At 42.1% G+C, this 19,795-nt stretch carries 23 protein-coding genes; 11 read left to right on the top strand and 12 right to left on the bottom strand.

Translation table 11 applies throughout. The features are described from left to right. The first annotated feature begins 77 nt into the window (after nt 1-77). Nucleotides 78-758: an S-layer homology domain-containing protein gene (locus tag V7K48_RS24865; RefSeq protein WP_335076334.1), complete on the top strand. Its 681-nt coding sequence runs from the start codon at nt 78-80 to the stop codon at nt 756-758. A 34-nt stretch (nt 759-792) separates the two neighbouring features. On the opposite strand, the gene V7K48_RS24860 is transcribed toward V7K48_RS24865, so the two are convergent. After that, on the bottom strand, nt 793-2,040 hold the full coding sequence (locus tag V7K48_RS24860) for a hypothetical protein (RefSeq protein ID WP_335076332.1): 1,248 nt from the start codon (nt 2,038-2,040) through the stop codon (nt 793-795). Between the two features lie 427 nt (nt 2,041-2,467). Here V7K48_RS24860 and V7K48_RS24855 point away from each other — a divergent pair, with 427 nt between their 5' ends. Then, on the top strand, nt 2,468-3,088 hold the full coding sequence (locus V7K48_RS24855) for a CP12 domain-containing protein (protein WP_335076420.1): 621 nt from the start codon (nt 2,468-2,470) through the stop codon (nt 3,086-3,088). Nucleotides 3,089-3,342: 254 nt separating this feature from the next. Here the strand turns inward: V7K48_RS24855 and V7K48_RS24850 are convergent, their stop codons facing one another. The 3 genes from V7K48_RS24850 to V7K48_RS24840 form a co-directional block, all read right to left on the bottom strand. Next, nucleotides 3,343-4,458 (bottom strand): LptF/LptG family permease, encoded by a 1,116-nt coding sequence (locus V7K48_RS24850; protein WP_335076330.1) that lies wholly within the window; start codon nt 4,456-4,458, stop codon nt 3,343-3,345. Between the two features lie 411 nt (nt 4,459-4,869). After that, nucleotides 4,870-5,598 (bottom strand): LPS export ABC transporter ATP-binding protein, encoded by a 729-nt coding sequence (lptB, locus tag V7K48_RS24845; RefSeq protein ID WP_335076328.1) that lies wholly within the window; start codon nt 5,596-5,598, stop codon nt 4,870-4,872. 28 nt (nt 5,599-5,626) lie between these two features. Continuing rightward, entirely contained in the window at nt 5,627-6,124 is a 498-nt protein-coding gene (locus V7K48_RS24840) for an LptA/OstA family protein (protein WP_335076326.1), read from the bottom strand. A gap of 164 nt (nt 6,125-6,288) precedes the next feature. Here V7K48_RS24840 and V7K48_RS24835 point away from each other — a divergent pair, with 164 nt between their 5' ends. Beyond that, nucleotides 6,289-6,465, top strand: a complete 177-nt coding sequence (locus tag V7K48_RS24835) for a hypothetical protein (RefSeq protein WP_335076324.1) — start codon at nt 6,289-6,291, stop codon at nt 6,463-6,465. A gap of 388 nt (nt 6,466-6,853) precedes the next feature. Here V7K48_RS24835 and V7K48_RS24830 read toward each other — a convergent pair whose 3' ends face one another. The 3 genes from V7K48_RS24830 to V7K48_RS24820 form a co-directional block, all read right to left on the bottom strand. Further along, complete coding sequence (locus tag V7K48_RS24830) at nt 6,854-7,246, bottom strand: DUF309 domain-containing protein (RefSeq protein WP_335076322.1); 393 nt, start codon at nt 7,244-7,246, stop codon at nt 6,854-6,856. Beyond that, nucleotides 7,243-7,608, bottom strand: coding sequence for a ferredoxin thioredoxin reductase catalytic beta subunit (locus V7K48_RS24825; protein WP_334691180.1), 366 nt, complete (start codon nt 7,606-7,608; stop codon nt 7,243-7,245). The genes V7K48_RS24830 and V7K48_RS24825 overlap by 4 nt, the downstream gene beginning before the upstream one ends. 349 nt (nt 7,609-7,957) lie before the next feature. Continuing rightward, entirely contained in the window at nt 7,958-9,121 is a 1,164-nt protein-coding gene (locus V7K48_RS24820; RefSeq protein WP_335076320.1) for a DUF58 domain-containing protein, read from the bottom strand. Between the two features lie 361 nt (nt 9,122-9,482). Between V7K48_RS24820 and V7K48_RS24815 the strand changes: the two genes are divergently transcribed. From V7K48_RS24815 to V7K48_RS24805, 3 genes are read left to right on the top strand one after another with little or no spacing between them, the layout of a single operon-like run. Then, nucleotides 9,483-9,617: a hypothetical protein gene (locus tag V7K48_RS24815; protein ID WP_335076318.1), complete on the top strand. Its 135-nt coding sequence runs from the start codon at nt 9,483-9,485 to the stop codon at nt 9,615-9,617. A 34-nt stretch (nt 9,618-9,651) separates the two neighbouring features. Further along, entirely contained in the window at nt 9,652-9,984 is a 333-nt protein-coding gene (locus V7K48_RS24810) for a DUF433 domain-containing protein (protein WP_335076315.1), read from the top strand. Next, a complete protein-coding gene (locus V7K48_RS24805) occupies nt 9,977-10,312 on the top strand; it encodes a DUF5615 family PIN-like protein (protein WP_335076313.1) in 336 nt (111 codons plus the stop codon). The genes V7K48_RS24810 and V7K48_RS24805 overlap by 8 nt, the downstream gene beginning before the upstream one ends. A gap of 225 nt (nt 10,313-10,537) precedes the next feature. On the opposite strand, the gene V7K48_RS24800 is transcribed toward V7K48_RS24805, so the two are convergent. The 3 genes from V7K48_RS24800 to typA all read right to left on the bottom strand — a co-directional run bounded on the left by V7K48_RS24800 (nt 10,538) and on the right by typA (nt 14,462). Then, nucleotides 10,538-11,311 (bottom strand): hypothetical protein, encoded by a 774-nt coding sequence (locus V7K48_RS24800; RefSeq protein WP_335076311.1) that lies wholly within the window; start codon nt 11,309-11,311, stop codon nt 10,538-10,540. Then, on the bottom strand, nt 11,308-12,333 hold the full coding sequence (locus V7K48_RS24795; RefSeq protein ID WP_335076309.1) for a hypothetical protein: 1,026 nt from the start codon (nt 12,331-12,333) through the stop codon (nt 11,308-11,310). Before V7K48_RS24795 ends, V7K48_RS24800 begins: the two co-directional genes overlap by 4 nt. Before the next feature lie 338 nt (nt 12,334-12,671). Continuing rightward, a complete protein-coding gene (gene typA / locus V7K48_RS24790) occupies nt 12,672-14,462 on the bottom strand; it encodes a translational GTPase TypA (protein ID WP_298909155.1) in 1,791 nt (596 codons plus the stop codon). 142 nt (nt 14,463-14,604) lie between these two features. On the opposite strand from typA, the gene V7K48_RS24785 reads away from it, so the two are divergent. The 5 genes from V7K48_RS24785 (at nt 14,605) to V7K48_RS24765 (ending at nt 17,368) form a co-directional block, all read left to right on the top strand. After that, complete coding sequence (locus tag V7K48_RS24785) at nt 14,605-14,808, top strand: hypothetical protein (protein ID WP_335076306.1); 204 nt, start codon at nt 14,605-14,607, stop codon at nt 14,806-14,808. Nucleotides 14,809-14,998: 190 nt separating this feature from the next. After that, entirely contained in the window at nt 14,999-15,244 is a 246-nt protein-coding gene (locus tag V7K48_RS24780) for a Panacea domain-containing protein (protein WP_335076304.1), read from the top strand. 15 nt (nt 15,245-15,259) lie between these two features. Next, nucleotides 15,260-15,598, top strand: coding sequence for a Panacea domain-containing protein (locus V7K48_RS24775; protein ID WP_335076302.1), 339 nt, complete (start codon nt 15,260-15,262; stop codon nt 15,596-15,598). Nucleotides 15,599-15,644: 46 nt separating this feature from the next. After that, on the top strand, nt 15,645-15,878 hold the full coding sequence (locus V7K48_RS24770; RefSeq protein ID WP_335076300.1) for a hypothetical protein: 234 nt from the start codon (nt 15,645-15,647) through the stop codon (nt 15,876-15,878). Between the two features lie 437 nt (nt 15,879-16,315). Further along, nucleotides 16,316-17,368, top strand: a complete 1,053-nt coding sequence (locus V7K48_RS24765) for a hemerythrin domain-containing protein (protein ID WP_335076298.1) — start codon at nt 16,316-16,318, stop codon at nt 17,366-17,368. 81 nt (nt 17,369-17,449) lie between these two features. Here V7K48_RS24765 and V7K48_RS24760 read toward each other — a convergent pair whose 3' ends face one another. Further along, nucleotides 17,450-18,634, bottom strand: coding sequence for a M20 family metallopeptidase (locus V7K48_RS24760; RefSeq protein WP_335076296.1), 1,185 nt, complete (start codon nt 18,632-18,634; stop codon nt 17,450-17,452). Between the two features lie 278 nt (nt 18,635-18,912). Next, nucleotides 18,913-19,476: a pentapeptide repeat-containing protein gene (locus V7K48_RS24755; protein WP_335076294.1), complete on the bottom strand. Its 564-nt coding sequence runs from the start codon at nt 19,474-19,476 to the stop codon at nt 18,913-18,915. Between the last annotated feature and the right edge of the window lie 319 nt (nt 19,477-19,795).

Below are 19,795 nucleotides of genomic sequence, written 5' to 3'. Positions count from 1 at the left end.
TAAAAACACCAAATTTTGCGTTAACCTCAGTAACGTGGTTTTTTAAATTCATTTAGCAGCTAAAAGTGGTTATCATAATGCGTCAGCTTTCAATTACTCTATCTTTAGTAGCACTACTACAAAGCTTGCCAGCAATTGCTCAGGCTTCAGTGCCAGAACCCACTTCTGCAATCCCGTCTGATTCCATTCAACAGGTAACTGCTGTCAAATGGATGACAAACTTTCCCGATGGCAAGTTTTATCCAGAAAGGTTAGTGAGTCGGGCAGAATTAGCGTCGATTATGGTCAAAGCATTTCGGCTAAATAAAAGACAAGCTGTTAGTAAAGAAAATTTGGCTATTCCAGATGTGACTCGTTCTCATTGGGCATTTAATGATATACAGACAGTCTTAAAAACTGACATTATGAAAGGCTATCGGGGCAATGAATTTTTCCCTAACCAAAAGGTGACAAGGGCAGAAGCTCTGGCTATTTTCGCCCAGGCTTATGGTGTATTTCAGTTTCCTGATGATGCTGTTAATGAGACTCTTGCTTCATATCCAGACGAAAAGTCTATCCCAGCTTGGGCTAGGAAAGCGATCGCTACAGTAGTTACTGAGGGATTTCTGAACACAGATGCTCAAGGCAATATTTCCCCATTAAAACCCATGACCCGTGGGGATATGGCTTATGTATTGAGTAAATATTTGCAACGACAACAGCAACACCCCGAAACACCAGAAGTTCCGATTATTCCAAATAGTCCACAATCACCTTAGCTGAATTTTATTCAGTTAAGTGACGTGCTTAAAATCAGTTTTGACCCGGACTTCTATACTTGTCTCGAATCTGGTGAAGATATAAGGAATTAGACTGTGTTGGTTGCTGCAACACATAATTCCCATAATTAGATTGTGGTGGTTGCGTCGGCTGCTGCAACCCATAATTCCCATAAGTAGACTGTGGTAGTTGCGTCGGCTGCTGCAAGCCATAATTACCAGATCCTACAGGGTTTGTGGGGGTGACAACGCTCTGATGGCTAGAGTAAGGTGCAATATTATTTGGCGTGGCAGAAGTGACAGGGGGCGTCACTGGTGCTACATTCGGCACTACCTGACCACTATTTAAATTATTGTAGGGATTTTGCGTCGTACCCGTTGATGTATAACCTGTACCAGTAGTTAACCCATTACTAGGCAATACCTGACCGTTATTTAAATTACTGTCGGAATTTTGCGGTAAGTTTGTACCCCTTGACGTGTAGCCTGTCCCAGCAGTTAATCCAGTACTTGGTAGAGAATTCTGACTGGGTAAGCTGTTGCTCGGTGGCGTTAGCGTTGCTCCTGGGTCAGAGACTCGGCCCAAGGCATTTGTCTGAGTTGCATTACCATTGAAGCTAGACAATTTCTGGTTTGTCGATTGGTTGAGCGCCCCTTGCAGAGAGCTGAGAGAGAGAGAATTTTGATTTTTGTTGGTTTGATTAGTTAATCCAATACCCAGGCTAGAGGATGTTTGTTCCCCCTCTGTTGGTTCAGACGCCGCATTTAAGGTGTTGAGACCAAGAAATGGGTTATTACTATTAACCGTTCCAGTTCGCAATAAATTTTCTGTTTGTACAACAAAGGGATTTTTCACGGCTGGGGAGGTGTCGCCATTAACGCCTAAACCAGGATTTAATTTGGTATCACTAGCAGACTTTTGCTTGTTAATTACATCTTCTAACGAGCCTTTGCTCTTTTTTCCTTTAGTGTTTTCCTTAGGGGTATTTGCCGTTAATGAGACAGTTCCTTGCTCAAAATCATTAAATAAAACTGGCAAGTTATCAATATCCGCTGCAATAGCTCTGTTTTCTTCTGATAAGGAGGAATCAGCAGGCTTTTGTGAAGTGACTTCGTTTTTTTGCTTATAAACAAAAATATCTGGGTTTGACCAGTATTCCCAGGTTACTAGCCCTACTACAGATAAAAAAATTGCAGTTACCCAAAAACCAGGTCGCCCTAGATTCCATAACCTGGCTTTGAGATAGCGTAAGTAGGCGGGAGGATAATGACGATGTGGCATGGGATTGGTAATTGAAATTTACTCGAAATCGGGAAAACTTGAGGAAAGCTGAAGGCGTTGCTGTTCAATGCTTTTACTTTCCTCAACTAGAAATATCTCAATTTAAGTTTGAATGGTGATTTCATCCTAACTTCTCCATTAGTTATTAGTCATTACCAATAGACATGTAGTGGTCAAAAATTTACTTTTTAGCGGCTGGAGTCCTTTGAGAAGATTTTCTAGAAAGTTATGGCAATTTATGGTTAGTTTTTGGGTATCGGTCACATTGGATAACATCAGGAGTTGACAACTGGTCTAATTTATTGTTGTAGCTGGACAAAAGTTCAACTTTTTTACTTTCTAGTTAGCATAACTGTGCACTCTAATGCTTCGATACGCCTCTGAGGGCGCACTGCTGCACCGTACTATTAACCAGGAGACTACAGCAATGATGAAAGCTGAAGATATCATGACCAAAGATGTAGTTACCATTCGCGGTTCGGCAACTGTTGCTGAAGCTGTGGGGGTAATGAAGGAAAAAACCTTGCGGGCACTGGTTGTGGATCGTCGTTATGACAATGATGCTTATGGCATTGTCACAGAAACGGATATTGTCTATAAGGTAACAGCCTACGGTAAAGACCCAAAGCAAGTACGGGTTTATGAAATTATGAGCAAGCCCTGCATTGTGGTCAATCCTGATTTGGGTGTGGAATACGTAGCGCGGTTATTTGCTAACACTGGTATTCATCGAGCACCTGTGATTCAAGGCAAGCTGTTGGGTATCATCTCAATTACCGACATTTTGACCAAAAGCGACTTTGTGGAAGTGCCAAAAGCGCTACAGCTGGAGGAGAGAATTCAAAAAGCCATTGAGCAGGCTCGGTCTATTTGCACCGGACAAGGTGCTTATTCTAAAGCCTGTGCATCTGCCTGGGATGAGGTAGAAGAACTCCAGGCAGAAGCAGCTTATCAGAAAGCTGAGGGTATGGTATCAGCCAAAGTTTCTTTTGAAGAATACTGTAAGGAAAATCCAGCTGCACCGGAATGTCGAAATTATCATCCGTAATTGAACGTGAGTTCGATGGCTGGAATTTGACCTTTCTCCAAACCTCTCTCTGACTCGGTTACGGTGTACACACAAGTCTTTCTGGACGCAATTTACAGTTTATCGAATAGCTTAAGAAAACCTCACCCTGGTTCTGCTACGCTTTCACCTGTCCGTCTCCTTGGTAAAGAGAGGAATTAAAGTTAGGACGGGGTGAGGTTTTTGTTTTGGGTAAAATTGGATGACTTGTGTGTTGATGGTAGCACTTCCTCAATTTACCGTTTGGCAACTCGGATCAATAAGAATAGACCTATTCCCAAAAAAAGAAAGTTGGGCAACCAAGCCCCCATAAAGGGAGAGAGGACACCTGCTTGCGCGATCGCACCACTAATAAAGAAAATTAAGTAGTATGAAAAAATTACTACGACACTAATCCCAAAGCTGGTGCCTCTTCCAGTTCGCTGAGGTATGCTTCCCATAGCTGCACCTACCAAGCCAAAAACTACGCATACAAAAGGTAAGGAGATTTTTTGTTGAATCCGCACTTCGAGTTTACGAATTTTTTGGCGATCGCCACCGAGAAGTTCCACTTGTAGTTGCTCTAGTGCTTCAGAAATATTCATCTCACCATAGTCCCGGCTTTTTTCTGCCAGACTTAATGGTGTGCGCGGTAGTTGCAGTTGTTGGTGTTCAAATCTGACAATGTTGCGATAAGAGCGATCGGCAGCAACAAAATAGATCGTGCCGTTGTAAAAATCCCAGACATTTTGAGAAGCATTCCACTGGGCAGATTCTGATACCACAATTTGATTTAGACCTTTTGTTGAGCGGTCTATAATCGTCAAACCTTTCATCCGCTTACCATCAAACTGGTCGGCGTAAAACAAGCGTGTCAAAATCCGATTCTTAGAGCCATCTGGCTCGGCAGCATCTTGGTATTCAGGATAGAAAATATTTTGCTGTTTCAAAATTGGCTTGTCTGATTTCAGGGCTTTATCCAGAGTCATTGCCGCTTGGTAATTTGCTGCTGGTGCAATTTGTTCGTTAAACACAAATGTCATTCCTGTAACCACAAGACTCAACATCACAGCAGTTAGCACCATACGATAGACGCTGACCCCACAACCACGCAGGGCAATTAGTTCACTCTCGCTAGAAAGACGACTGTAGGTCATCAAAGTAGCCAGCAACGTAGACATGGGGAAGGCTAAAACGATAAAGTTGGGAAATTTTAACAAAAAAACTTGAATCGCAATGTCTATAGGTAGCCCAGATTCTACAATTTTTCTGATGAGATCAAATACAGCATCAATGGTGACACCAAGTGATGAAAAAGCTCCGACACCAAAGAAAAACGGCGCTAACAATTCACTGGCAAGATAGCGATCCATGATCGTAAAAGGCAGCAGCGAATGGAGGCTGTAGAAAGACGTGAGCTTCTTTGATATCATAAGCAACTTTAAAGGATGTTTTAAAAGTATTAGCCGAATATAATTTGCTACTACACAAGCTTTCGTCCATCTACGTGGACTAATACAAAATCAAGGGTTTACTAACCTGCGGAGGCAGGTTTTGTCTGTATAGGCGCAACTTCTAGTCGCCCAGGTGAGTAATAATTAGATTTGATAAACATCTTCTTAAAAGTTAAAAAGTGGCAACCCTAGTCAAGCTAAAGTATATATTTAGGAGCAAAATTAAATTCTCAATAACTGAGAAAGCAAAATGAAATTAATTAAGAAATTTATGCTTAAGAATAAACAATAAAAATATCCTTTGAAAATATTAACTAAATAATTGTTAATTTAGACTTGAAAATTATCTCCTAAATAATATTGCCGCACGAGGGGGTTGCTGTAGAGTTCGTCAGCAGCACCAAAAGCGAGGATTTGTCCCTCACGCATGATGTAGGCACGATCTGTGATGGCGAGGGTTTCACGGACATTATGATCTGTAATTAAGATTCCCATACCGCGATCGCGCAGTTGTGCGACAATTTGCTGAATTTCTGAAACTGCGATCGGATCAACTCCCGCAAACGGTTCATCCAAAAGTAAAAATTTTGGCCCTTCTTGTCCAGCAGCTAAAGACCTTGCTAATTCCGTCCGCCGTCGCTCACCCCCAGAAAGTAGAATTCCTTTGCTATTGGCTAATTTTTCCAACCGAAACTCCCGCAGTAAAGTTTTGAGTCGCCTTGACCACTCCCATCGTGGCACATTAGTTTGCTCTAGCACTAACAGAATATTATCCTCTACCGAAAGTTGGCGGAAAACACTGGGTTCTTGTGCTAGATAGCCAATACCCAGTCGTGCCCTTTTGTGCATTGGCATTCCCGTAACGTCCAGATTACCTAGCCAGACTTTTCCTTGATTGGGTTTTTCTAAACCTGTGGCAATGTAAAAGGTCGTCGTTTTACCAGCCCCATTGGGGCCTAGTAAACCAACAACTTCGCCCTGAGCAACAGAAAGATTGACACGATTGACAATTACTCGCTTGCCGTAAGATTTGTGAATATTCTCTAAAACAATTTTCATTGTTCGCGCCCTTTCTTGATGGTAGATACTAATTAGAACGCTTAAATGCTGGTGTCTGTGGGGCAGGTTTCGCAGTTTGTCCATCATTATCTGATTCCTGCACCATGTAGATGGACTCTACCTGACGGTTAGATTGGGGTAAGGCAACAAATCGCCCTTGGTCAATTAAATAGGTTACCTTCTCCGCCCGGATACTGTTACCGCCCTGTTGCAAAATATAGACGTTGCCACTGAAATCAATTCGGCGTTCTTTACTAAAGTACTGTGCTTGGGCAGATGTTGCCTGAATCTGGCGAGCAGGATACAACATTTGCACGTTACCGCGAGCGGTGATTACTTGATTTTTAGCGTCATATTCTTGCACATCAGCGCGGATAGTGAGGGGACGATTTCCTCCAGATGTTTGTGCAGTAGCGGTTTGCAGTTGGGTAGGGAAGACAAAAGCGCCCAAGAGTGCAACTGGCAGCATTAAAGCTAATCCAAAGCGACGCATCTGTGATATTGGCAATTGAGAGCAGGGCATCATAGAAATTTGGGATTCAGGATTTCAGCTTGTATTCTAATTATCTCAAGTACTTTATCCAGAGATGAAATATCCAATCTGGAGTGATTTCCGATAATTACTGGCTGAAATAGTGACGCTACCTCTAACCTTAAGGTTTCAGGTAATTGCTATGAAATGCACTACAGGTGAATATATTGGAACTCGATTTGGAACTCCGAACTACTAGCTTAGAACTCGAAACTCAAAACTCAGAACTCCATGCTCAAAACTTGGAATGCCGAAATCTACGCTCAAACATCCAAGCTCAAAATGCAGTTATTCAAAAAATTAGGTATTCTGCTGATTATTCCCGTGACTTTTAGCACCTACTAACCGTTATTATGGCGATTTTCACTTGAATGAGGTACACAGGTAGGGACACAATATTGTTCATGCGTGTCAACTTTAGCCAAAACCGCTTTAAAACCTCGTTCCCAGTCAGAGACTTATCGTACAAAAACGGGAACAAGGTAATGTCTCAAAGCATTCTCGCTTACTAGTTTTCACGTTCAGTTGACACCAATGAATATTGTTGTGCCTCTACGAGGATCTGCACTCTACTCGATTGCAAACCGTCATAGAACACCAATTCAGTAATCTTTAAATGAGAAAAAGCACAAAGGGGATCAGAGGGATAAGGAACAAAAGAAAGACAAGGAAGCAATTTTTCTCCTCAATCTTCCTTGTCTGGCTTCACTTGCTTAAACTTTACTAATCAGTAGTTAGCACAATTTTAGGCAAAGATAAGACTTGATTTTCACCCAAGTCGCCAGATGTAATTAAGTCTTGCCCTATTTGTTGTAATGTCGTCAACAACCCTGCGCTCTGACTCAATAGCTCATCTACGTCAACGCCGCCGTAAGTAGATGGGTAACGGCGTAGGCGATTGCTACCTTCTCCAAGTAGAATTACTGCACCTCGCCAGTTACGATTCTCCAAATGATACAGTGCCACAGCAATCTGGAGAATGCCTTGATAAAAGGTTTTTTCTGGTTCGCTGGCTTCAATCCACAGAGCCTCTAAAGTATCATGACAGGCATAGAACTGACCAGAATTGAACTGTTCTACGCCTTGCCAAAACTCTTGGGGTATGGTTTCGCTCATCCCATACTGTCTCGTACTTCTTTAATTGTTTCAAGAGAGATTTCTTGTTTTTCTCCAGCAAACTCGTTGTCAGTGGTGAGGAACAACATGCAATGGCACTCTTTGCGTTCTCTCATTGGCACACAGGGACAGTTCCAATATGTGGCGTGAACTTCAGCCTCTTTATCTTCGTAATGACGACAGGGACATAAAGGCGCACCTAGTTCGTCTTTATGTTTGGCTAGTCCCTCAATCACAACTGCGGTAACAGAAGGTTCAGAACAGAAGTATGTTCCAGTCCGCTTGGCGTATTGTTCGGAAAAATGCCGCATTGCCTCTAGGCTTTTATCGCTGGATTTTGTGTTAGCTTCTGATGAGATCATGGGGATCGGCGACTCATAATTTAAATATTTCTTTGCATTGTACCTCAGCCTCATGTGGGGATTACTGGGTGTGTTTCCCCAACCTTACCTGCTCAAATTGTTTTACCTTTGCTCAAAGGCTGATATGTCTGGTGTGCTGGGATCAGACAAAATTTAGGAAATCACAGAAGCTTAACTTCTAAGCTAATTAGAATTCAAGTTGCATCTGAAGGCAGAATTTAAAAGTCAACAGGTTAATTTATTTTCACCAATAAACGACGATATGACGCGTCTAAGGGAAGACGCCAAGTAGAGGTAGGCTTTATTCATATAGCCCTTCTCTGGTATGGTTTTTTGACTAAGGTATTGATTAATACGAATGTAATGTTTTTTGCAGTTGGGGTTGCAGTGGGCGATCGCTTTGCAAAATTATACCAGGGTGTTCCCAATTAATTATCTCTTGTTCTGGTGGTAATGAAATAGTTGACCACAAAACCCAGCGACTACCTTGAGGAAGAGTAGCAAGGCTCAGGGGGTTTTGAGTCAGCCAAATTAAAGGGTAGCTTTTAGGAACTACTGAACTGGCATCTTCTAGGGCTGTGGTTGCTGCTAAGGTTTCTAAAACAAAACGCTCGCCTTTAATTAAACTTGTTGATGCTGTCCATAGTTGCACCTGTAATTGCTGTTGCTGTGCGTAAAAGTACAGCGATGCTGCGGCAATTACTGCTTGTTCAAAGTTTTCTTCTTCCCAATTGCTAGCGCTGTCAAGGGCAATAACTATTTCTTGTCCACCTGTGACCATTTCTAACTCCCGCACCCTTAATTCGCCATAGCGGGCGCTAGTCCGCCAGTGAATCAGACGGGTGGGATCTCCGATGCGGTAGGGACGGAGCGATCGCACCAGCCCCGTTGTGGCTGTCTGCAAGGGTCTACCACGAGAATCGCCTCTTTTGCTCTCTTCTTGTCCCATTTCGTCTACTAGGGGGCAGGTAGCCAAGGGTAACACTGCGGGATAGACGATCGCCATTGCAGCACAGTCACGCTGACGGCGACACCAGAACAATCCCAAAGGCGCACCAGAAGCTAGTTCGACTGTATGCCAGCGATAAACGCCCCGGCGCTGGGTAGGGTGGTAATATACCCAACGGTAACTACCTTGGCTAGGAATTGTTTCGATTGCCTTTTGTATTGGTTTCCCTAAGACAAAGGGTAATATATCCTCGACTTGCAATAAGCTTACAGGCTGCTGTGTCTGATTGCAGATTTCTAATTCCACCGTTAGATCGTCACCTGCTGACACAGGTTGCATGGGACGGCGGGTGATAGATAGACCTGTGAGCGATCGCGGTGGTAAGATGGCTGCTACACCCAAAAGGGCAAAACTGATGCCGCTAATGGCGTACAGCCAACCAGCCATCGTATTGATCCCTGCGCCAAAAAAACAAATAGCGGTTGCTGCTAGCACCCAACCACCGTATGTAGGGGTACAAGCGCGAGTTTCTAACCAATTGGTGATGGGTTTGATGATTTTCATGTTTCTTTTTTAACTCAACACCACCCGAAATTCACAGTGGATCAGGGGTTTGCAATAGAATAATTTAACTATTGGTGTAAATTGAAACCTTGGTTTTTATTTATGAAGTGATGACATTGGCTTTGAAAATAAGCGATCGCACCTTCATGATTAGCTCAATTGCGACGCTGAATAGCCCGCGCTTCTCTACGAGACGCTCTTGCTAGCTTGCTTAAGAGCACGGGTATAATATAAAACTTTGGATACGCTCAGTACAAGTCAGTGACCATCGTAGACATCCCATTTTATGAGAATGTGGCAATAGGCGATCGCTCTTGGGTTGGGCAGTGATGGAATTGATGGGCGATGTCTACGACGGGCTATGACGCTCGTTCGCGTAGCGTGTCGCAGACAAGACTCGCTAACGCTTCTCTACGAGACGCTGCGCGAACGCTATCGGCGTCGCACAGGTTGCTCAAATGGGCATTTTGATCTGGTTCCATCTTTAACTCTGTAAGAGCCAGGACTGCTATGTATTATTAAGATATGGAATGGAGGTGGAAGATTCATTGATGCAGTTAATCAGTCGGGAGCATATTGAAATCTCTTCTGATGTGCGGAGTGGGAAGCCCCGGATTGCTGATACCCGCATTGCTGTAGAGGATGTGGCGATGATGCATTTAAAGCTAGGATATTCCTTGGTAGAGATTGCTGGTAAGTATGATTTGTCACTGGCATCTGTTTATGCAGCAATGGCTTATTACTTTGATCACCGAGACGAGATTGATTGCCGTACAGCAGAAGAGGATGAATTGGTTGAGGTGCTAAAGCGAAATAATCCCTCGCGTTTGCAAGAGAAACTCAGACAGTTGAGGAATGAGTGAACGAATTAGCTTTCATCTGGATGAAAATGTCGATCCTGTAATCACTCTTGGTTTGCGCCGTTATGGAATTGATGTCACAACAACCAATGATGTGGAATTACGTACTCAAAGCGATGAAATCCAGTTAAGGTTTATTCAGGAAACACAGCGAGTACTGTTCACCCAAGATGCAGATTTTTTGATTATTGCAAGTTCTAGGCTTGATCATCCTGGTATTACTTATTGCAAGAAAGGAACTCGTTCAATTGGTGAAATCATTCAAACCTTGGTTTTGATTTATGAGGTGATGACACTTGAAGAGATAGTGGGACGTGTCGAGTTTGTGTGAAATGAAAGCAGCACCAAGAGGCGATCGCACTGTAAATCTCTACTGCTAATTGGCGATCGCTTCGCACCGATAACCTCTTATACCAATTCACGAAAACCCTGATACAGATAGATTTCTTGTAGGGGCATGGCAATGCCATGCCCTTACCAACGTATTTGTATCATTATTACAGTGAAATCATATTAACGGAGTATTCACTAATAGCCGCAGCAGACTGTAATATATTTACACAATAAGTTCTGGACTAATGTTCTTTTCAACATAAGCAATGCCTTTAGGGAGAAGTATACAAAAACCCTTTTCATAATGGATGAGAGCTTGGTCATCTAATGCTTTGAGGATTTCCGTTCGGTATCTGCTGGTATTTGTATATCGAATCCACTTAAGTAAATCTAAATCACTGACTTTATTTGGCTGTTTGTAATATAAAATTAGTAAAGTTTTTTGCTCAGTTTTAAGCTTTGTATTTTGTACTCTTATAAAGCTGCCAACTTCTACTATTACAGGTAATTTAGTCTCATTGATACTTTCAACAATTTTTCTTGCTTCATCAATGCTGTTGATATGATAGTTGCGTATTAGTTCAATTAAAATCCAGTCTGCGGAATGGGATACAAATAAAGAATCAGAGTAGTTGGAATTAACTTCACCACCAACATGAGCTACATTTCTCTTATTTCTAATATCAAGAAGCACCCTTGTAAGCTGAGGAATAAAAAAGCGAATACCTTCAGGTAAGCTTGTGTTGTTAGTAATACGGGTTATTATCTTTTTAGTATCTAACTGCTTTCCAAATGCTGTATAGTTACCTATGTCTAAAAACTCAATTAAACGTAGAATACACTCACTAAAACGTGCAGCATTTAATTCGGCAGGCTGAAATTTTCCTAGAAAAAACTGTTGCTTGATATTTTGATATTCATCAAGCAAGGCAATAATTACATCTTTTGGTAAATTTGTAGATAAAGCTGATTCAATTTGGGATCTTTGAACACTCATGTTTCCTGTTGATTGTGAACACTGCTCTGACTAAGCCACGCTTCTACAACGCTTTCAGCATCAGGTGTAAGATAATATAAACCTTCAGAGGTTCGGCTGAAATATTTACTATAATCTTTCATGTTAGCCAAAGCTTTTGTAAAATTGCTTTGATTGACCGAAACCGTTTTATATTTCTTAACCAGGTATTCGTATGCCAATCCTGGTTTCACCGAATCCTCAGTCTTCAATTCTTTGGTAATATCATATAAAGCAAGAAGAGCATAATTAACAGCAGTGCTTAACGTTTTAATATTAAAGCCATCAAACCTTGATTGCATTTCAATCCACTGAGCAATTCTTTGACTGTCATCTTTTGTCTTACGAGAACCTTTACTTGAATTTTTTCGAGTTGAATTCCAATACTCAATACCTTTTAAATCTGAGTCTTGCATTTCTGCAATTAATTTATTGACTTCAGCCTGTCCACCAGGATTCAGTTTAAAAGTTCCATCTGACTTTACGAAAGAGCGGTTTGCAAGATCATTCAGGTAATTTCCATAGTTTTTATCGTAAATACCATTGACTTTGGCAGCTTGATTTAGATGCTCTTTTGGAACTGTTTCGTGAAAGAGTAGGTTATAAGCCCAAACATAAAATAGGCTAAATCTCTGTTGTTGAAGCTTTTTATTTTTACCTTTGTAATCAGGAGTCTTTGAAACTAGAAAACCTTGTGCATCTTTATCAAAGTAGCTTAAAGGGGAGTTGGCTTCTGAGAAACTTTGAACAATATTATCAATCGTCTTTTCTTGGCTATATTCGTCTTGGTTATGAGCAATTTCTTCTTCCACTACCTGAAAAGGAGGTAATATTGGTTGCTGTTCAGGAAATGAGGTACGCTTCGGAACCTTAACAGGAGTTAAAGGAACATAACCACCTAAAACAGATGCAACTTTATCAATTGCAGTGTCAGTGAAAGACAGATTTAGCTTCCTTGAGTAATTGTTGTCTGACTGTTCCTCTTCTAGAGAAAAATTATTCATAGGAGTAGGATTAGGCTGAAAATCGTCAATTAAAGTGCCGCACTTGAGGCACTTGCTTTTACCTCTAAGCAAATAACCGTTACAATTTATACACTTTACTTGCCGTTCACAGCTAACGCAAAAGTTATATGCCTCATCAATTGGATTATCGCAATATCGGCAGTTTGGCACAGTTTGCTCTTCCTAATGTTTCTCTAAATACTTGAATTGCTAGTATAGCTGAGAGATACTTTTCTTACAACGATCACAGATGTAAGCAATATCCTTCCAAATAACAAAATAAAAAAGCCCGCTCATACGGGCTTTTTAAATCAATTAAAGTCGAGTTATTGCTTTACTTACCGTTTCGCCAACTTCTTCGACATCTTCCGCAGACGAATCGATTGGGGTGTAACTTCCACCAATTCATCGGAGCCAATATATTCCAAAGCACGCTCTAGGCTCATGTCTATCGGTGCTTGCAGTTGCACTAATTCATCGCTACCAGCAGCACGGTGATTGGTTAACTGCTTGGTCTTACAGATATTCAGTTCCAAATCTTGGGGACGATTGTGTTCTCCCACAATCATGCCTCTGTAAACCCTTGTGCCAGGAGTAATAAAGAATGCTCCTCTATCTTCGGCGTTTCTCATGGCGTAGAAGGTAGAAACACCCTCTTCAAATGAGATTAAAACGCCTTTGTTCCGGGCTTCAATATCACCACTCAATTGACGGTAGTCTAAAAAGCTGTGGTTCATGATGCCTTCACCGCGAGTCATCCGCATGAATTCACCCCGGAAACCAATCAATCCACGGGCGGGAATGACAAACTCTAGTTGGGTGCGATCGCCATTACCTGGTTGCATATCTTGCATTTCGCCTTTGCGTTGTCCCAGGCGTTCAATACAGCTACCCACACCATCAACAGGAATGTCTAACACCAAGAGTTCATAAGGTTCGCAAGGTTGTCCGTTAACTTCGCGGTAAATTACCTGTGGCTGAGATACCTGAAACTCGAAGCCTTCCCGGCGCATAGTTTCAATTAAGATACCCAAGTGGAGTTCTCCACGACCGGAAACGAGGAATTTATCGGGAGAATCGGTTTCTTCAACACGCAAAGCAACGTTGGTTTCAAGCTCGCGGAATAGGCGATCGCGCACTTGTCTTGATGTCACCAACTTGCCTTCTTGACCAGCAAAGGGCGAATCATTCACACAGAAGGTCATTTGCAAGGTTGGTTCATCCACTTTAATTAGTGGTAAAGCTTGCGGTTCATTGGGGTCTGTAATCGTTTCCCCAATATAAGCATCAGCGAAACCAGCCACCGCGACAATATAACCTGCGGTTGCTTCTTCCAGGTCTACGCGCTTCAGCCCTTCAAAGCCCATTAGTTTGCTAATTTTACCTTTGACAATGGTACCATCTTCTGTTACTAAAGCTGCTTGTTGTCCTGAGCGGATAGTACCGTTGTGAATTCTGCCAATAACAATCCGTCCCAAATATTCAGAATAATCTAGGGTTGTGACTTGCAATTGCAGAGGCTTAGTGCTGTCGCCCACTGGTGAGGGAACGTGTTGCAGAATCGCGTTAAAAAGAGGTTGCATATCTACCGATTCTGCTTCCAAGCTTTCTTTGGCAAAACCTGCCATACCGGAGGCAAACAGATAGGTAAAATCACACTGGTCTTCATCTGCCCCTAATTCCAAGAACAGATCCAATACTTTATCGACAGCAACGTGGGGGTCAGCTTGACCACGGTCGATTTTGTTGATCACAACGATGGGGCGCAGACCCTTTTCTAAAGCTTTTTTCAGGACAAAGCGTGTTTGGGGCATCGGGCCTTCGTTGGCATCGACAATTAGAAGACATCCGTCAACCATGCCGAGTACCCGTTCAACTTCGCCACCAAAGTCAGCGTGTCCAGGAGTATCAACAATATTAATTAGTGTTTCTTTGTAGCGAACCGCCGTATTTTTGGAGAGGATAGTAATACCCCGTTCCCGTTCTAGGGCGTTGGAGTCCATAACGCAATCCGGAACGTCTTCGCCTTCGCGGAAAATGCCGGATTGTTTGAGGAGTGCGTCAACCAGGGTAGTTTTACCGTGGTCAACGTGGGCGATAATGGCGACGTTGCGAATTGGGAGCGTCATAGAAACTTTTGGTGAACTTTAGAGGGGGTTTTGAGATTTACATTTGAATGCTAGGATTTTTTAACAGAATTAGGTATGATTAGCAAAACTCTGTGAAGAACCTTTAACAATTCTAGCGTAATCGTCACAATTGCGGTGAGGTTTGTCAAGGCTGCGTTGCGATCGCCTGAGTACACGTCACCGTAAAAGCGGTTCGGAAATATTGAAACTTGATGTTGGGTTTCACTACCCTTCTCCTGTCGGAGACGCTACGCGAACGGGAAGGTATCCTTTGGCTGTTTACGTTCTACCCAACCTGCGAATGATTAAATTTCATCCCCTTTTTGTGCTGTCTCGACCAAACTAGAAATAAAGGATGAAGACAAGTAGGGGAAACAGCGGGAGAATTAACCGTAAAGGTTGATGTAGTGGACTAGCAGATTGATTTTTAATAGTAAAAATGTACTAATTTAAGAAATTTCAACTAAAATAGTAAGTGTAAGTTACTGTTAAAAATAGCTAAGATGGTTAACCAGTCTTAATTTGCGAGTCTGATTATGATTGATTGTCTAAATGTGGCTCGCTACTTCATCATCAGAGCTTACGAAGACAGTATAGAAGCAGAAATAACCAATATGAAGGTTCAAAAGCTTCTGTATTACGCGCAAAGCTTACATTTGGCGATGTATGATGGGCGATTGTTTGAAGAAGAAATACAAGCATGGCGCTATGGCCCTGTTTGTCCTCCGGCTTACAGATTTTACAGTGAATTTGAAGCTAAACAATTACCTATTCCTAGTTAAGAATTACTGTTAGAGATGCCTGAGGATAAGAGACAGCTTCTAGAAGAAGTATGGGAATATTTTGGTGGCTACCATGCTTATCAACTTAGTGGTATAACCCACTTGGAGTTTCCTTGGAAAAAAGCGCGTAAAGGTTTGCTACCTGAAGCTAGCTCAACTAAGCCAATTCTTCTTGAAGACTTGAAAGCATTAGGACATCAGAAACTAGACCAAATAGAGCGTGACCATCCTGCCTATCAATTTGTAATGCAGGAAATTTTAAAGGACGATTGTACTTCGGAATCATCAACTCGTATTCGGAAAGGAGAAGTGCGTGACTGGCTCAACTCCCTTCTCGATTTAAAAATTCGATAATTTCAACCGTCATTTCAAAAAACTCGCAAAAGCTTACAGGTCAGATTTGGTTGAGTGTGTCACAGAAGTTTTGGAAGATTTAATTGAGGATCAATATCCCATCAATTCTCGTAACGAACCTTTACCTATAAAGATTGAATTAGCTGAAGGATGGTCATTTCACGAGCTAGAGTTTAAGGTATCCAAAGGCGCTTCGGGACAACTTAGATTAATGTATTTAGTCAATACAACTGATTGTGTAATCAAGCTTGTGTGGATTTATAGCCATGAACAATTTTAAAAACGCCCTACTGAGGTAAATTTAAAGAAGGTTCTTCAGGAAATCTTAGATTATTAATAATATTTGATTTTTTTGATTTTAGTAGCTAAATGTAAATAAATTAAAGTTTGTAGTAAAAACTTTAGTCCTGATAATTGTTGTTTTAAGTGATGAATCACTCAGTACGAACTATGATTTTATTTTATGCTTAATTATACCTACCTACTTAAAATATACGGTTCTATAAAACTAGCATTAAAATGTTATCCGCCTGGGGATATAATCCAGATTTAAATGTTATCTATCTAAAAGTATAATCACATAATTTGTAACTAAAAGTATTGTTTTTCTACCCATAGTTATGAGAGCGATCGCTCAAAAGAAAGAGGGAATATCCCTAACCTCTATGTCAAAGTTATATCAGTTAAGAATTATGAACACTGCCAAGGAGAACACGGATGGTAGCTACTTTAGATGATACGAAACGCAATGCTATTGCTCTGAAATTGGCAGACCTGAAAGCACTCCAACAATTGGTCATCGAAAAAGAGCAACTCTTTTTGAAAGAAGGACTCGATGCCGAAATTGCTGATCGCATCCGAAATTTTATCAATGATGATGAAAAAAATCTTGGCGTTTTGGAAACCATAATTGGTCAGTATGGCATTCAGGCTGAACCAAGAAATATTGTGAGAGAATTCATTGAAAAATCGAGAGAATTGTTCAAAAGTTCTGAGTTAAGCCTGTATGACAAAGTATCTCAGCATGAATTGCTGAAACATCAACTAGTAACTACTGGCTTGATAATTCACAAGGCTGCTCAAAAAGTTGGTGCTGATGTTTTACTAGCGATCGCACCTTTGAATACCGTTAATTTTGAGAACCGCGCTCACCAAGAACAACTCAAAGGTATTTTAGAAATTCTCGGTGTCCGCGAACTCACTGGACAAGATGCAGATCAAGGAATTTGGGCCCGTGTTCAAGACGCTTTGGCCGCAGTAAGTGGTGTGGTAGGTAGTGCTGTTACCCAAAGCAGCGACAAAAAGGATATAAATATCCAAGATGTTATCCGCCTCGATCATGGCAAGGTAAATACTCTATTTACCGAACTCCTGCAAAGCGACAATCCACAGAAGATCCAAGAGTACTTTGGTCAAATTTATAAGGATCTAACTGCTCACGCCGAAGCTGAAGAGGAAGTCGTATATCCAAAAGTACGTCCTTTCTACGGCCAAGATAACACCCAAGAATTGTATGACGAACAAGCACAGATGAAGCGGGTGTTAGATCAAATTAAGGCTATCAGCCCATCTTCATCTGAATTCAAAGATCAAGTTAGACAGCTTATGGAAGTTGTTGGCGATCATATTCGTCAAGAAGAAAGCACAATGTTTGCTGCCATCCGCAACAACTTGAGCACTGAACAAAGCAAGCAACTGGCTACTGAATTCAAAGCTGCTAAGACCCGAATTCAACAAAAGCTAGGTGTTGTAAATGAAGCGAATCTGTAGGACGCTTTCGAGCTTTTTATATCCGCAAAAAAAGGTTAATTAAACAAAAACTCCCAGCGCTGAACTGCTGGGAGTTTTTGTTTAAGAATTCTGCTGACAATATTTATAAGCCGTATAGGCCATAGTCACAACCCCGGTAACAATGGCAGATTCATCAACTTCAAATTCGGGATGGTGTAATGGGTGGTTAATGATTCTTTCTTTGTAGCCTACACCCAAGCGAAACATCGAACCGGGGGCGTGTTCCAAATACATAGAAAAATCTTCAGAACCAAGGGAGGGTTCGGGTAATACTTGGACGCGATCACTACTCCAAGCTTCTTCTGCGGCTGATTGCAACAATTGCGTCAGGGTGTAATCATTTTGGACGCTGGGTACGCCCTGGCAATAGTTGATTTCATACTTTGCTCCGTAAGTATGGCAAATATTAGATACAATGTTTTCAATCCAGTTCGGGAGATCGGCACGAGTTTCAGGATGGAGCGATCGCACAGTTCCTAATAACTGCACTTTATCCGCAATTACATTCGGCGCTTTGCCACCATTAATCTTCCCTATGCTCAATACTAAAGGACGCAAGGCATTTTGTGTTCGGCTGATGGCTTGTTGCAGTGCAGTAATCACTTGGCAAGCAATCCAAATTGCATCAATCGCCTCATGAGGACGCGCCCCGTGCCCAGATTCTCCCATAATCAGAATCTCTAAATTATCAGAGGCGGCTGTCAATGCTCCGTAACGCACGCCAATAGATCCTGCGGGTATAGAAGGGAAAACATGAACCCCTAATACAGCCGAGACGTTTTCCATCGCCCCATCTTTCATCATCCAGTTTGCCCCTTGAGCAATTTCCTCGGCTGGCTGAAATAAAAACCGCACTTTACCACCCAACTCCTCTCCCACTTGAGACAGCACCATCGCTGTTCCTAACCCGACGGTGGTGTGGACATCGTGACCACAAGCGTGCATAACACCTTCTGCGCGAGAAGCATATTCCAAATTGGTGCCCTCTTGAATTGGCAAGGCATCCATATCTGTGCGAATTGCCAATAAACGGTCATTTTGGTTAGTGCCTTGCAGTTCTCCAATGACGCCCGTTTTGCCAACTCCCTCTTGTACGTGCAGACCACTGGAAGACAAAACACCAGCTACGAAGGCTGCTGTTTGGTACTCCTGACCGCTGAGTTCTGGGTGAGAGTGAATGTGGCGGCGAATTTCAATTAAGCGAGGCGCTAATTTTGCTGCTAAGTCTTTAATACGGGTGAGCATCGATTTAATTAATCTATAGGCTTTTTTCCCATGATAAAGAAATGTTAACAAACAAAATGCTCTTTGCCATACAAGGATAGGTCAAGCCAGAGGCAGGGGAGCAGAGGAAGAATAACTAATGCCGAATACAACTTTTGGAGAAGCTGCACCCTAAGCGTAGCTATGCCGCAGGCTTTACGGCTTACCTCGACTTCTCTACCAGACGCTCTTGCTAGCTTGCTTCCCCAGAGGGGTACGCTCAGGACAAGCTCAGTACAAGTGCCCCAATTCAAAACTGGTTATTTTGAATAACAGGTTGTGCCTCGAGTATTTTCGGGTTTGAACTCGTTACATTCTCTGGGATTTTGACGCTCTAACGACCAGCCATAGGGTTTGTCGGAGGTGACGACACCATTGGCCAGAGTTGTTAGTCGGAAGTTAGCTCCCCGAAAATTGGTAAATTGCAATTTGGCATTTTTTAAGTTTGTTGCTTCCAAATTGGCGCTGATGAAACCGGCATAAGACAGATCGGCATTTTCCAGAGATGCTGATTTCAAATTTGCTCCTGTTAAGGAAGCACCACTGAGATTCGCTGAATTCAGAATCGCACCTTCTAAATTTGCACCAGTGAGATCGGCATTCGTAAGATCAGCTTGAGATAATGTAGCACTGCTCAAGTCAGCCCCTCGCAAATTTGCTCCAGTTAAATTGAGTTGAGTTAGGTCAGCACCACTCAAATTACACCGGGGACAGGCACTTGTTGCCTTCAACTGATCCAAGTCTAGCTGATTTGATGCAAGGACTTGCTCTGCAAACCCAAAACAAGCTAACAGGGCGACGGTAGCAACAATCTTAAGTTTCATATTTTACAGATATTTACAAAAATGACAATTTACGCACATTGCGTGCTGTCATACTTAATAATATGCTTCCCTAAAGAACAAGACGGATGAAGCATTGATTAAGAAGCTGTGAAAATAGTATAAATTCTAATGCTAAGACCACTCAAACTGAAAGATAGATTATAGAATCGAATCGTAAGCAAGTATACCGAACCTTTTATAGACTACCACTTATGTGATCCCCCTAGCTCGATGAAAAACACGACTAGGGGGATCTTGTTTTTAGGTATTGGGCATGGGGCACTTGTACTGAGCGACTTGTACCGAGCGTACCCCTCCG

Source organism: Nostoc sp. (assembly GCF_036919615.1).
In the GTDB taxonomy this organism is placed as follows: Bacteria; Cyanobacteriota; Cyanobacteriia; order Cyanobacteriales; family Nostocaceae; genus Nostoc.
This window is presented reverse-complemented; position numbering and strand designations above follow the sequence as displayed.

Coding starts and splice junctions, on each gene's coding strand:
- V7K48_RS24855 (WP_335076420.1), top strand. CDS start 2,468: ATGATGAAAGCTGAAGATATCATGACCAAAGATGTAGTTACCATTCGC.
- V7K48_RS24755 (WP_335076294.1), bottom strand. CDS start 19,476: ATGAAACTTAAGATTGTTGCTACCGTCGCCCTGTTAGCTTGTTTTGGG.
- V7K48_RS24805 (WP_335076313.1), top strand. CDS start 9,977: ATGAGTGAACGAATTAGCTTTCATCTGGATGAAAATGTCGATCCTGTA.
- lptB (WP_335076328.1), bottom strand. CDS start 5,598: ATGAAAATTGTTTTAGAGAATATTCACAAATCTTACGGCAAGCGAGTA.
- V7K48_RS24800 (WP_335076311.1), bottom strand. CDS start 11,311: ATGAGTGTTCAAAGATCCCAAATTGAATCAGCTTTATCTACAAATTTA.
- V7K48_RS24865 (WP_335076334.1), top strand. CDS start 78: ATGCGTCAGCTTTCAATTACTCTATCTTTAGTAGCACTACTACAAAGC.
- V7K48_RS24760 (WP_335076296.1), bottom strand. CDS start 18,634: ATGCTCACCCGTATTAAAGACTTAGCAGCAAAATTAGCGCCTCGCTTA.
- V7K48_RS24820 (WP_335076320.1), bottom strand. CDS start 9,121: ATGAAAATCATCAAACCCATCACCAATTGGTTAGAAACTCGCGCTTGT.
- V7K48_RS24850 (WP_335076330.1), bottom strand. CDS start 4,458: ATGGATCGCTATCTTGCCAGTGAATTGTTAGCGCCGTTTTTCTTTGGT.
- V7K48_RS24775 (WP_335076302.1), top strand. CDS start 15,260: ATGCCTGAGGATAAGAGACAGCTTCTAGAAGAAGTATGGGAATATTTT.
- V7K48_RS24860 (WP_335076332.1), bottom strand. CDS start 2,040: ATGCCACATCGTCATTATCCTCCCGCCTACTTACGCTATCTCAAAGCC.
- V7K48_RS24795 (WP_335076309.1), bottom strand. CDS start 12,333: ATGAATAATTTTTCTCTAGAAGAGGAACAGTCAGACAACAATTACTCA.
- typA (WP_298909155.1), bottom strand. CDS start 14,462: ATGACGCTCCCAATTCGCAACGTCGCCATTATCGCCCACGTTGACCAC.
- V7K48_RS24765 (WP_335076298.1), top strand. CDS start 16,316: ATGGTAGCTACTTTAGATGATACGAAACGCAATGCTATTGCTCTGAAA.
- V7K48_RS24815 (WP_335076318.1), top strand. CDS start 9,483: ATGACGCTCGTTCGCGTAGCGTGTCGCAGACAAGACTCGCTAACGCTT.
- V7K48_RS24780 (WP_335076304.1), top strand. CDS start 14,999: ATGATTGATTGTCTAAATGTGGCTCGCTACTTCATCATCAGAGCTTAC.
- V7K48_RS24810 (WP_335076315.1), top strand. CDS start 9,652: ATGGAGGTGGAAGATTCATTGATGCAGTTAATCAGTCGGGAGCATATT.
- V7K48_RS24830 (WP_335076322.1), bottom strand. CDS start 7,246: ATGAGCGAAACCATACCCCAAGAGTTTTGGCAAGGCGTAGAACAGTTC.
- V7K48_RS24825 (WP_334691180.1), bottom strand. CDS start 7,608: ATGATCTCATCAGAAGCTAACACAAAATCCAGCGATAAAAGCCTAGAG.
- V7K48_RS24840 (WP_335076326.1), bottom strand. CDS start 6,124: ATGATGCCCTGCTCTCAATTGCCAATATCACAGATGCGTCGCTTTGGA.